Raw genomic sequence first — 12,652 nt, forward strand, 5'->3', positions numbered from 1 at the left:
TCGCGAAGCCGGCTGATGCGGGAGGCTTCGGCCTCCGATGCGCCGGTGCGACCTGCTTCGAGGGCATCGCCAGGTCGTGCGCCCGTGACGACAAAGGCGAAGCGCGCCCCCGTGGTCATCGTCGGCGCGGGCCGGCTGGGGGGTGCGCTCGCGCTGGCGTTGCAGGCGAAGCGCTGGCCCGTGCGCGTGTACTCGCGTGACGACGCGGGCCGCGAGCGCGCGCGGGCCCTGGGCCTGAAGCCCGCGACCGCGGCGGACCTGAAGAAGGCTCGCGTCTGTGTGCTGTGCGTTCCGGACGCGGCGGTGCCCTCCGTGTCCGAAGCCCTGTCCCGCGAGCTGCCGCGCACGGTGGCGCTGGTGCACACCGCGGGCGCCCTGCCCCTCTCCGCGCTGGGCACGCAGCGGGGCCGCGCGGTGGGTTCGTTCCATCCGCTCTGCGCCGTGTCTTCCGCGCGGGACTCGCTCGCGGGCCACACCGCCGCCATCAGCACCCGCTCCCCTGCCCTGCGCGCCGTCCTCCAGCGCATGGCGGAGGACGTGGGCTTCGCGATGTTCGACGTTCCGGAGGCGCACCGCGCGGCCTACCACGCGGGCGCGGTGCTGAGCGCCGGTGGACTGGTGGCCCTGGCGGACGCGGCCGTGGGCGCGCTGGGCGCCGCGGGCATCGAACCGGAAGCCGCGCTGAAGGCCCTGCTGCCGCTGATGCGCTCGGCGCTGCGAGGCATCGAAGCGCGCGGCCTCTCCGGGGGACTCACCGGCCCCATCGTCCGGGGAGACGCGGGCGTCGTCGCGGCGCACCTCTCGGCGCTGCCTCCCGACATCGCTCCGCTCTACGCACGGCTCTCGCGGCGGGCCCTGCGCCTGGCCTCGGAGCGGCTCCGTCCGGAGCCCCGTGCCGCGCTGGAAGCCCTGCTCGCGAGGAAGTGACGGCGCGCGTCCCGGTCGCCCCGGACGCGCGCCCTTCTCACGTGACTAGGTGAGGATGATGCGCGGGCTCTGCAGCGCGCGGCGCACGATGGCCAGCGCCTGCTCGGAGGCGGCCTCGGCCTCCGTGAGGCGGCGCAGGCAGACGTCGCCGCCCACCGCCACGGAGCGCTTCAGGTCCGCCAGCAGCGTCAGCGCCGCCTGCAGCATCTCCTTGCCCTGCGGGGACTCCGCGGCCGGCTTGCCCGCCGCCTTGGACACGTGCTCCGTGAAGCGCTGCACCGCGTCCATGGTCGCGTTCGGGTCGTACTTCTCCAGCATCGGCTTCAGCCGGTCCGGGTTGATGCGGATCAGCCGCAGCGCGCCGACCTTCTGGAAGGCCGGGTGCACCAGGCCGATCTCCGACATCTCGAAGGCGCCCAGCAGGCCCTCGTCCGGCGCGCGGTGCGAGTGCGGCACCACGTCCACGAAGAGCGCCAGCGGATCCGCGCCCTGCTTGAACGCCTCCAGCTCGTCGTCATCCAGCGGCGGGAAGCTCGCGGGCGTGCCGATGAACAGCAGCGGCAGCACCACGTCGTGCCAGAACTCCTCCGGCGCGGAGCCCGTGCCCCCCACCGTCGCCACCAGGTGCGTCAGCAGCTCCGCGAGCCGGGGGGCGCGCTCGGCCTGCTCCGCCAGCGACTTGCCCTGCTCCATGCGCTGCAGCGACGTGACGATCTGCCCCTCGAACTGCTGGCGGGCCTCCGGCGGCAGCGGCGGCTGGGTGCGGCCCAGCGCGTCACGCACGTCGCGCGCCAGCGCGTCCGTCTTCGCCTCCAGCGCCTGCTTCGTCTTGGCCGGATCCACCACGATGAACTGGAGGAAGCCCGGGTCGAACAGGCGCTGGTAGTCCTGCGGCCCCAGCCGCTGGGGCTGACCGCCGCCCAGGGCCTGCGCCGGGTTGGTGCCGAACTTCACCTGCCCCAGCGAGCGGCGGATGTCGGCGGCCAGGTCGTCCAGCCGCGTCAACTTGCCCTGCGCCAGCGCGTCCATCACCGCCCCGAACGGGGACAGCATGATGATGGCCTCCGGGAAGCCCAGCGAGGCGCCCTCCGGCGAGTCCCGGTTGGGGAACCAGAACGCCTGGTGCTCGGAGATGAGGCGCAGCGCGAAGCCGCCCGCCAGGCCCAGCGCCGCGCCCTGGTGGTTCGGGTTGTTCGGGTCGAACCGGCCGCCCAGCAACTGGATGACCGACTTCTCCACGTCCGCCCACGGCGCCTTCGTCAGGTCGACCGGCGCGCCGCTGGCCTTCTCCAACGCGGCGGAAAGCTGGAGCTGCGCATTGTGGACGTGCTGCGGAACAGGGAGCCCCTGGGGCTCGGCGGGTTCGGTCATTGGGAAGGTTCCTGTGGGGAATGCGACGCGTTCCCTTACCGTGAAAAACGCGTTCGTGACTACGAATTGTGGTCGGTAGGATGCGCCGCCATGTCAGCTCCTCGCGGGCCTGCCCGCCAGCCCGCCATCCTCGCTTGCCTCCTGTTGCTGACATCGGGGTGTGCTTTCGTCGCACCCCGTTTTCCGCAGAACGTCCAGGCGTCGTTCGCCCGGGACGACATGCACAAGCTGACCACTCGGTCGATGGAGCTCTACTACCCGGCGCACCTGCGGGCGACGGCGCTGCGGGTGGCCGCCCGGATGGAAGGCTGCGTGGACCGGCTGCGCACCGACGCGTGGAGCAAGGCCGAGCGCAAGCGGGTCCTCGTCTACCTGACGAGCTCGGACTTCAACAACGCGTACGTCCAGTCGGAGTTCGCCAGCACGCCGCAGCAGATGGTGCTGCCGCAGCACATGACGCTGGAGCAGTTCAACCTGCTGGGCCTGGGTGAGACGGACATCGGCGACGTGGCCTGTCACGAGTCCGTCCACTACGTGCAGATGCAGCAGGTGGGCGGGCTGTGGAACGTGCTGAACAAGGTCACGGGCGGCCTCTTCCAGCCCAACATCTTCACCGAGTCCTGGTTCCTGGAGGGTCTGGCGACCTACTACGAGGGCCGGCTGGGCAAGGACACGGGGCGTCCCCACAGCCCGGTGTGGCGCGGCTGGTGGGAGGGCGCGGTGCAGGCCCGCCGGGGCGAGCTCAACGCGGGCTACCTGTCCCCGGAGCAGCGCGCGCTGGATCCGTTCGGCGGCAACTACCTGAGCGGCATGAACTTCGTGGAGTACCTGGCGAAGACGTACGGCGAGAAGCGCCTGTGGAAGCTGGTGGAGGAGCAGGGCAACTCGCTGTTCCCGCCCCTGGCGGTGACGCTGCGGTTCAAGCGGGTGTACGGCAAGGACATCGGGTCGCTGTTCAGCGAGTTCGAGCAGAGCCTCCAGAAGGACCTCCAGGTGCGCGAGCGCCCCGCCACGCAGCAGGTGCTCCTGCGGGAGGCGGGCTACTTCTCGCGGCTCGTCGCGAACCCGGCCGACGGGAGCACCGCGCTGGTGAGCGTGGGCCGCGAACAGATCACCCACCTCACGGTGCTCGAGCGCGACGGCCGCGAGCGCTTCAGCCGCGCGCTGGTGCGGCTGTTGCCGGGGCGCCGGTGGGTGGTGGCCAGCCCGTCGCTGGTCAGCGGCATGACGTTCAGCCGGGATGGCCGGTGGCTGTACCTGGTCAGCGCGGACGTGGACGTGGTGGGCAGCTACACGGGGAAGCTGTGGCGGGTGGACGCGCGCACGGGCGACGTGGTGCGGCTGTGGGACGACCTGGTGGGCATGGGCGGCGACGTGACGGCGGATGGCCGGGGCTACGTCTTCGTGGAGGTGAACGGCGACGCGGCCAACCTCGTGCGGCTGGACCTGGAGAGCGGCCAGCGCGAGCGGCTGACGGACTTCAAGGCGCACACGGCGCTGGGCACGCCCGTGATCTCACCGGACGGGGAGCGGTACGTGTTCCCCATGAACGGCGCGCAGGGCTGGGACCTGGTGCTGCGCGAGTCGGACGGCTCGCTGCGCTGGCTCACGCGGGACGGGCTGTTCAACTACTCGCCCCGGTGGCTGGACGCGGATCACCTCGTCTTCCTGCGCGAGCACGAAGGCCGGCTCCAGGCGCACGTGATGACGGTGTCCACCCGGCGCATCGCCCGCGTCACCGACGCGCCGACCCTGGTGCTCGACGCCGCGCCCGCGGGCGGGGACGCCGTGGTCTTCCTCAACCGCGACGGCATCCAGTTCACCGTGGACCGCGCGCCCCTCACCGAAGCCCTGGCCGAGCTGCGCGCGACGCCCGAGCCGCCGCCCGAGAGCGTCGCGACCGCGCCGGCACCCGAGCCAGGAGCCACCGCGCGGGCCCCTGACGCGCAGGACGGCTTCGTCGCCTTCCCCGGCCAGCCCGCGCCCCCGGCGGATGCCCCCACGCAGGCCTCGGCCGACGTCCCCCCGGCGCCGGTGGCGCCGCCGCCCCTGCCGGTGGATCCCGCCCATGACGTGGACGCGCCCGTGACGCCTCCGGCCGTCGTGGGCAAGGCGGTGGACGTGCTGACGGACGAGCCCTATTCGCCGCTCGAAGGCTTCTTCATCCCGAACTACCGCGTCCCCTACTTCTACACGGTCCCCAACGACGTCGATGAGAACGACCCGTACTTCGCGGGTGGCATCTCCATCGCGGGACAGGACCGGCTGGGCTTCAACGCCTATGCCCTCACGCTGACGTACGACCTGAAGGAGAAGCAGCCCGGCGTGTCGTTCGCGTACGGCAACGCGATGCTGTCGCCCTTCTACCTCCAGGTCTCCGCGTCACGCCTGCGCGAGAACCAGCGCACGGACCTGCAGGCCACCGTGTTCGCGTCCCGCACGTTCTGGACGACCCCCGTGAGCTTCGGCGTGCTCGCGCTCGACCGCCGCTTCGACGCCACGGAGCGCCGGCCGGCCCTCACCACGCGGCTCATCGGACCGGAGGTCGCCGCGTCGTACTTCGCCGGCGAGAGCACGTCCTACGGCGGCACGCAGCGCGGCCTGGGCCTGTCCGTGAGCGGCGGCGTCTTCCCGAAGGCCTTCACGCTCGACTCCACCGTGGGCGACGTGCGCCTGGGCGTGGACGGCTACCTGGGCGGCCTGCCCTTCACCGGCAAGGACAACCTCCAGCTCGCCGTCGTGGGCCGCGCCCTGCCCGGCGCGCCTGACGGCCTGCTGGAGGTCGGCGGCATCCTCCCGGGCCAGGCCTTCTTCATCAACCGCGACACCACCACGGACGGGAACCTGCCCCTCCAGCTCCAGCCGGGCCTCGCCTTCAGCGAGTACCTGCGCGGCTACGAGGACCACACCTTCCGCGCGCGCAACGTGGTGCTCGCCAACGCGCGCTACCGCTACCGCTTCATCATCGACTACGGCTGGGCGTCCACGCTGTGGGTGCTGCCGTCCCTCTTCGTCAGCCAGGTGGAGCTGGACGCGTTCGGCGCACTCGCGCGCACGGACAACCGGGACAACCACGGGGCGGTGGGCGGCTCCGCCACGCTGCGGCTCTCCGTGGGCCAGGCCTACGCGCTCTCGTTCTTCTACCAGTACGCCCACCGCTTCGATGACGGCTTCGGCGACCTGCACCTCATCGGGATGACCTTCTAGCGAGGCCCGCGCAGGCCATACAGGCCCTCCTCGCGCGCCACCTTGAGCACCGCGGAGGGCACCAGCTCCACCGGCTCCAGGCCGCGCGCGAGCTGGTCGCGCACCTGCGTGGAGGACACCTCCGCCAGCGGCGGCCCCACCGTGTCCGGCGCCGGGTAGCCCGCGCGGTAGAGCACCATCACGTGCGCCATCCGCTGGATGCGGTCGAAGTCCTTCCACTGCGGCAGGTCCCTGAGGATGTCGCTGCCGATGATCAACGAGAAGCGCGTGTCCGGGTAGCGCTCCACCAGGTACGCCAGCGTGTCCACCGTGCGCCCGCCGCCGCCCAGCTCGCGCTCCACCAGGCTCGTCTGGAGCCAGCCGGACGTCTCGCGGCAGAGCGCCTCGCACATGCGCACGCGCGCCTCGAAGGGCTCCAACTGCTTGCCGAACGGGTGGCGGAACGTGGGCATCAGCCAGACGGCGTCCACGCCCTGCGTCGCGTGGACGTAGCAGGCCGCCATCAGGTGGCCCACGTGCGGCGGGTTGAACGAGCCTCCGAGCAGCGCGACCTTCACGGCGGGCCTCTTATTTGACGGTGAGCTTCGTCGAGCGCGAATCGACCTGCAGCACCCGGGGCGGCAGCACCAGGTGCCCATCCAACCGGAACGCGGAGAAGCTCAGGTTGCGCTCCGCCCGCTCCAGCAGGCCGCACGTCTGCTCCGCGGCCCCCACCAGCCGGCCCGGCGTCACGAAGTAGCGCGGGCCGATCTGCACCACCGCCGGCTCGGACTCCTTGCCGTGGATGAACACCTGCGCGTTGAGCAGGTCGTCCCGCACCAGGTCGTTCTTGTCGTGCACCACGCAGCAGAGCGTGTCCCCCACCAGGTCCATGGCCTTGTTGGCCACGCCCGGGTCCCGGTACGCCAGCGAGTCGCGCTCCGGCACGCGCACGAAGCGCTCCATCACCAGCCGCCGGTCGTCCTCGGACGCCAGGTCCGCGGGGGCCTCGCGGGACGCGGGCGTGCGCGCCAGGCCGTCCTGCGGCGCCACCAGCCACTGCGTCACGTCCGCCAGGAAGTCCGCGTCCGAGTATTCGCGCCCGCCCCGGCTCTTCTTGCGGCGCCACAGCACCCACTCATCCAGGTCCGTGTAGCGCGCGCCGGTGAAGAGGAAGCGCCGGGCGCCCTTCGCGCGCAGCAGCTCATAGGCCGCGTCGAAGGCATCCAGGTCGCCATGCGTATCGGAGAAGACGCCAATCACGGGCAGGTCACCGCGCGGAAGCGTACAGCAGGGCGGGCTCGCGGCGCTTGCGGAAGGCCTCCGTCTGCGCCTCGAAGCCCTCCAGCATCCGGTCCAGGGGCCACCCCTCCTCGATGCCGCGACGCACCTGGTCGGTGCCGCACAGCAGGTCGAACGCGGGCACGTCGTCCACGAACTCGTACGCGTCCGCCCGCCAGTCGAAGTGGCCCGGGCCGATGTCGTGCAGCGCCTGGGTGATGGCGATGCCCGTGCGCAGCGGCTGGAACACCTTGCGGTCCGTGACGTGGATGAACGCCCCGCTGCACGACTGGCCCTGGTACTTGTCGAACGTGGGGGTGAAGCCCACCGGACGGAAGGCCACGCCCGGCAGCCGCTCCTGGTCCAACCGCGCCATCAACCGGTCCGTGTCCACCCACGGCGCGCCGAACTGCTCGAAGGGCCGGCAGGTGCCGCGGCCCTCGGACACGTTGGTGCCCTCGAGCTGGCACATGCCCGGGTACACCAGCGCCGTGTCCGCGGTGGGCATGTTGGGCGACGGCGGGATGAACGGCAGGCCCGTGTCGCTCCAGGCCATGTCGCGCGTCCAGCCCTCGCACGGCACCACCGTGAGGTCGCAGCCGAAGCCCTCCTGCGAGTTGAACAGCCGCGCCAGCTCCCCCGCCGTCATGCCGTGGCGGTTGGGCAGCGCGTACAGCCCCACGAAGGAGCGGAACTTCTCACCCACGAGGTTGCCCTCCAGCGTCACCCCATCCAGCGGGTTGGGCCGGTCCAGGACGTAGAAGGGCACGCGGGCCTGGACCGCGGCCTTCATGGCCAGGGCCATGGTGTAGACGTAGGTGTAGTAGCGGCTGCCCACGTCCTGGATGTCGAACACCAGCGCGTCCAGCCCCTTCAGCCACTCCTGGCGCGGGGAGAGCGACTCGAAGGTGGAGCCGTAGAGGCTGTGCACCGGGACGCCCGTCTTGCGGTCGCGCGCCTCGTCCACGGCCACCATGTACTGGGCCTCGCCGCGGACGCCGTGCTCCGGCCCGAAGAGCGCCGCCAGCGTCACGCCGTCCGTGCCGGCCAGCAGGTCCGCCAGGTGGCGGAAGCGCGAGTCCACGCTCGTGGGGTTGACGATGGCGCCCACGCGCTTGCCCTTGAGCGCGCTGAACCCCTGCGCCGCCCACACATCCAGTCCCGTCTTCACCTTCGTCACGTTCGGTCGCCTCGTCCCGCGCCGTGGCGCGGGCTGGGAAGGGTCAGTCCGCCGCCAGGCGCTTGAGCGCGCTCTGCGCGGCCTTCTTCGAGTCACAGGTGCCCAGGCCCAGGAAGCCTCCGGACTCCCCGTCGTTCGGGCCGCCGTCGTCGGCCAGCGACTCCAGGGCCCCGCGCGCGGACTCCAGGCGCAGGCTGGCCAAGGCCTCCACCGCGCCGGTGCGCACCGCGCACTGCTCGTGCTTCAGGAGCGAGATGAGCCGGGACTCCGCGCGGCCGTTGGCGTCCTTGCGCACCGCCAGCGCGTAATGGACCACCGCGGCGCCCATGTTGCCCTGTGCCTCCTCCAGCCGCCCGTTCAGGTAGTTGCGCTGGTCCGCGTCCTCCTGCCGGATGAGCCGCTTCGCCTCGTTCACGCGCGTGACCTTCTCCGCGCCGGTGGCGCCCTCCACGTCGCGGATGGCCCGCATCGCGGGGCCGCCACTGTTGACGAGCAGCCACCCACCCAGCAGGACCACCGCCAGCAGCACCGCGCACACGCCCCAGCCGGCCGCGGTGGACGACACCTTCGTGGTGATGGCGGGCGGCAGCTTCGCGTACGTGCGCGCCCAGAGCGCGTCCGTCGCGGTGCGCGCCTGCTTGCCCAGCACCGTGGCCCGCTGCCCCACCAGCACCGCGCCCGCCGCCGCGCGCTGGCCCACCGCCACCGCGCCCTGCCCCACCGCCGCCGCGCCCGCCGCCGCGCGCTGGCCCAGGTCCAGGCTCGACTCCACGCGCGCCAGGGCCAGGTTGCCGAAGGGCGGCAGCGAGTCCGCCTCCTCCGGCGAGGGCAGCACCGCGTCCGGCGTGGGCGCCAGGACCCGGTAGGGCGCGCGCGGCACGCGGAAGACGCGGATCTTCCCGGGGATGCCCTTCAGCTCGAACGCGCCCACCTCCTGCGACGGCACCTCCGCCTTGTTCATGGAGAGGTAGACGGCCTCCGTGAAGAAGACCTCGTCCGCCTCCGTGATGCCCTCCACGCGGGCGGCGATGTTCACCGGCTCGCCGAAGATGTCGTTGGCCTCCACCCGCACCTCGCCCACGTTCACGGCGACGCGCACGTGGATCTGCTCATCCTCCAGGAGCTGCCGGTTGTGGTGCCAGAGCCGGTCCTGGATGGCGATGCCGCTCAGCACCGCCTGGGTGGGCGACTCGAAGGTGACGAGGAACGCGTCGCCGATGGATTTGATGATGCGTCCACCGAACGCCTTGAACAGCGGCGCGAGCAACGCCTCATGCACCTGGAGCAGCCGCTGGTTCTCCTCCAGCGTCTGCCGACTGGTGCGTTCGGTGAAGCCCTTGATGTCGGTGAAGACGATGGCGAGGTTGGCGGTCTTCAAAGCGGGGGCAGTGTATGCAGCGCGTCGCGCGAAGCAATCGCCACGGACCGCGCCCCGCCGCCCGCTGTCAGCGCTTCGAAGGTTTGAGGACCCGCATGTTGCGCTTGGGCGGCGCCGTGAGCTGCGCCCTCACCTTCGCTGCGAGCTGGGGCCTGTCCGTCCGCTCGTAGAACGCCGCCAGGGTCCGCAGGACACCCGGGTTGTCCGGCTGGGCGTCGCGCGCGGCCAGGAACTCCCGCTCCGCGTCCAGCGCGCGGCCCTGCTTCTCCAGCACCGCCGCCAGTTGCATGCGCACCTGCACCCACGCGGGCCGGGACTTGGACAGGGGCCGGTAGTGCAGCTCCGCCTTGAGCCAGTCCCCCGCCTGCGCCCAGAGCCCCGCCAGCCGGAAGCGCGCGTCGTCATAGGACGGGCGCAGGGACACGGCCTTCTCGTAGGCGCGGATGGAGTCGAAGGTGGCGCCCTGCTCCTCCAAAAGCTGCCCCTGGAGGAAGTACACGCGGGGGTTGTCCGGGGCCTCGCGCCCGGCCGTAGCCAGGTGGACCCGGGCGCGCTCCAGCTCCGGGGCGCTGCCTCCCTTGAGGAGCAGGCGCGCGGCCTCCAGCCGGGGCAGCTCCCAGCGGGGCTGATGGGTGATCAGCCGCTCCAGGGCGACGAGGGCTCCCGCGTCGTTGCCCGAGGCCTCCAACGCCAGCGCGTCCGCCAGCGGACTGGGGGCCGGGGCCGCTTGCGCCGTCAGGACCGGAGAGGCCGGTGCGTCGGACGCGCCCGCCAGCAGCGCCGCCACGAGAACCCACATCATGGTTGGCAGATAGCAGGTCCCGGTGGGCCACCTCAATACTTCCCCTTGACGGACACCCGGCCTCGCATGAAACCCATGACCGTGCAGATTTCCCAAAGGACATTGGAAGACCTTGGTTTCTCGGAAGTGCTCCGCGCGCTGACGCAGCGCTGCCGCACCGAGCCAGGGAGGGAGCGGGTGCTGGCCCGTCCATTCCTGGACACCGAGTCCGAAGTGGCCGAGGCGCTGGCGCTCGTCGACGAGGCCCGCTTCCTCTCCCAGCAGCAGTTCTCCCTGCCCCTGGGCGGCGTGACGGACCTGCGCACCGCGGTGGGCCACGCGGAGAAGGGCGGCGTGCTGGAGCCCCGCCAGCTCATCGACGCGGCCCAGTTGCTCTTCGCCTTCGCCCGCACCCGCGAGGCCCTCGATGAGCGCAAGGAGCGCGTCCCCCGGCTGGCGGAGATCTCCAAGCGCCTGCCCTTCCTGGAGGCCATGGCGCGCCGTTTGGATCAGTGTTTCGAACCGGACGGAACCCTCTCCGACCGCGCCAGCCCGGAGCTGAGGGAGGCGCGGGACCGCGCCCGCGGCCTGCACCGGCGGATCAAGTCGCGCCTGGACGAGATGCTCCACGACCTGACGTTCACCGCCAAGCTGCGCGAGAACTACTACACGCTGCGCAACGGGCGGTACGTGGTGCCGGTGGTGTCGAACTACCGCGCGGAGGTGGACGGCATCGTCCACAACGCCAGCCAGACGGGGCAGACGCTCTTCATGGAGCCGCAGGCGATGGTGGGCCTGGGCAACGACCTAGCCATCGCGCAGTCGGAGGTCGCGGAGGAGGAGCTGAAGGTCCTCCAGGAGCTGAGCAGGCTGGTGGGCCGCGAGTCCGCGCGCATGCTGGAGGGCCTGGAGGCGGTGGCGGAGCTGGACGAGGTGGAGGCCATCGCCACCCTGTCCTCGGACCTGGACGCCACGACGCCGACCTTCGAGGGCGTGAAGGAGCTGCAGTTGCGCGCGCTGCGCCACCCGCGCCTGGTGCTCAAGGGCACGGAGGTGGTGTCCAACGACGTGACGCTCACGGAGAGCGCCCGGGCGCTGGTGGTGTCCGGCCCCAACGCGGGCGGCAAGACGGTGACGCTGACGGGCGTGGGGCTGTGCGCGCTGATGCTGCGCGCGGGCCTGCCCATCCCGGTGGGCGAAGGGTCGCGGATGCCGCTGTACCGCTCCGTGCACTCCACCGTGGGTGACACGCAGGACCTGTCCCAGGGCCTGTCGTCGTTCAGCGGCCACGTCACCCTGCTGCGCGACATCCTGGCGGCGGTGGTGACGGACTCGCTGGTGCTCATCGACGAGATCGCCTCGGACACGGATCCTCGCGAGGGCGCGGCCATCGCCATCGCGGTGCTGGAGGAGCTGCTCGGCAAGGGCGCGTACGTCCTGGTGACGACGCACCTGGAGGAGCTCAAGGCACTGGCGCACATGGATCCGCGCTTCCTCAACGCGCGCGTGGGCTTCGACTCCAAGCGAATGGCGCCCACGTTCCGGTTGCAGATGGGCGCGTCCGGCCAGTCGTCCGCCATCGACGTGGCGGCGCGGGTGGGCCTGCCGGCCTCCGTGTGCGAGCGCGCGCGGGAGCTGTCGCTCAACGCGGGCGGCCCGCTCACCAAGGCGCTGGCGGCGGCGGAGGACGAGCGGCGCAAGCTCTCCGAGGAGCTGGAGAAGGCGCGCATCGCCGCGAAGGAGGCGGAGGCGCTCCGCGCGGACCTGGAGAAGCAGAAGGTCGCCTTCGAGCGCGAGCGCAAGGGCCGGATGATGCAGTTCAACGAGGACGTGCACGCGGCCAGCGAGCACGCCGCCCAGGAGGTCCGCGACCTGCTGGTGAAGCTGCGCTCGGAGCAGAACGAGAAGGCGCTCTCGGAGGCGCGCCTGCAGTTGCAGCAGCGCGCGGAGGAGGCGCAGAAGCGCGCGGCGGCGGCCAAGGCGGAGCTGTTCCAGGTGGAGGCCCCGGGGCCCGCGAACCTCAAGGTGGGCGCGTGGGTGCACCACTCCGGCCTGGGCCGGGACGTGGAGATCCTGGAGCTGACGGAAGGCCAGGCGGTGGTGTCCGCGGGCGGCGCGCTGAAGATGCGGGTGCCCACCACGGAGCTGTCCGGCTCACGCAGCAAGAAGCCGCAGCAGGCGAAGTTCCCGGAGCAGCGCAAGGGCGAAGCGGCCCTGAAGCGCGCGGCGTCCGCGGCGCCGTCGCAGGTGGAGGCCACGAACTTCCGCTGCGACGTGCGCGGCATGCGCGCCGACGACGCGCTGGCGGAGCTGGAGACGTTCCTGGACCAGGGCCTGCGCAAGGGTGAGGAGGCCGCGCTCATCATCCACGGCCACGGCACCGGAGCGCTGAAGCAAGCCATCCGCGACCACCTGGCCGCCTCGCCGTACATCCGCATGTTCCGCCCCGGGGAGAGCCACGAGGGCGGAGACGGCGTCACCGTGGTGTCCCTGCGCGGCTGAGACACCGTGTAACCAGGGGGCGGGGTCCTGCTGGCCCCGCTCCCCT

9 protein-coding genes are annotated in these 12,652 nt (G+C 71.8%); 3 read left to right on the forward strand and 6 right to left on the reverse strand.

The window, feature by feature from the left end:
* The first annotated feature begins 84 nt into the window (after nucleotides 1-84).
* On the forward strand, nucleotides 85-927 hold the full coding sequence (locus K8556_RS13015; protein ID WP_223740373.1) for a Rossmann-like and DUF2520 domain-containing protein: 843 nt from the start codon (nucleotides 85-87) through the stop codon (nucleotides 925-927).
* A 45-nt stretch (nucleotides 928-972) separates the two neighbouring features.
* Here the strand turns inward: K8556_RS13015 and K8556_RS13020 are convergent, their stop codons facing one another.
* Nucleotides 973-2,298: a hypothetical protein gene (locus K8556_RS13020; RefSeq protein ID WP_223740374.1), complete on the reverse strand. Its 1,326-nt coding sequence runs from the start codon at nucleotides 2,296-2,298 to the stop codon at nucleotides 973-975.
* Nucleotides 2,299-2,388: 90 nt separating this feature from the next.
* Between K8556_RS13020 and K8556_RS13025 the strand changes: the two genes are divergently transcribed.
* Entirely contained in the window at nucleotides 2,389-5,505 is a 3,117-nt protein-coding gene (locus K8556_RS13025) for a hypothetical protein (RefSeq protein ID WP_304503959.1), read from the forward strand.
* Here the strand turns inward: K8556_RS13025 and nadD are convergent.
* From nadD to K8556_RS13050, 5 genes are all read right to left on the reverse strand, one after another.
* Complete coding sequence (nadD, locus tag K8556_RS13030; RefSeq protein ID WP_223740376.1) at nucleotides 5,502-6,062, reverse strand: nicotinate (nicotinamide) nucleotide adenylyltransferase; 561 nt, start codon at nucleotides 6,060-6,062, stop codon at nucleotides 5,502-5,504. The genes K8556_RS13025 and nadD overlap by 4 nt on opposite strands.
* Before the next feature lie 10 nt (nucleotides 6,063-6,072).
* A complete protein-coding gene (locus tag K8556_RS13035; RefSeq protein WP_223740377.1) occupies nucleotides 6,073-6,747 on the reverse strand; it encodes a hypothetical protein in 675 nt (224 codons plus the stop codon).
* Nucleotides 6,748-6,754: 7 nt separating this feature from the next.
* Nucleotides 6,755-7,945: a DUF1343 domain-containing protein gene (locus K8556_RS13040; protein ID WP_223740378.1), complete on the reverse strand. Its 1,191-nt coding sequence runs from the start codon at nucleotides 7,943-7,945 to the stop codon at nucleotides 6,755-6,757.
* Between the two features lie 43 nt (nucleotides 7,946-7,988).
* Nucleotides 7,989-9,323, reverse strand: coding sequence for an adenylate/guanylate cyclase domain-containing protein (locus tag K8556_RS13045; protein ID WP_223740379.1), 1,335 nt, complete (start codon nucleotides 9,321-9,323; stop codon nucleotides 7,989-7,991).
* Between the two features lie 67 nt (nucleotides 9,324-9,390).
* Nucleotides 9,391-10,125, reverse strand: a complete 735-nt coding sequence (locus tag K8556_RS13050) for a hypothetical protein (protein WP_223740380.1) — start codon at nucleotides 10,123-10,125, stop codon at nucleotides 9,391-9,393.
* A 75-nt stretch (nucleotides 10,126-10,200) separates the two neighbouring features.
* On the opposite strand from K8556_RS13050, the gene K8556_RS13055 reads away from it, so the two are divergent.
* On the forward strand, nucleotides 10,201-12,606 hold the full coding sequence (locus tag K8556_RS13055; protein WP_223740515.1) for an endonuclease MutS2: 2,406 nt from the start codon (nucleotides 10,201-10,203) through the stop codon (nucleotides 12,604-12,606).
* Nucleotides 12,607-12,652 lie beyond the last annotated feature (46 nt).

Source organism: Corallococcus sp. AS-1-12 (assembly GCF_020036995.1).
Taxonomy (GTDB): domain Bacteria; phylum Myxococcota; class Myxococcia; order Myxococcales; family Myxococcaceae; genus Corallococcus.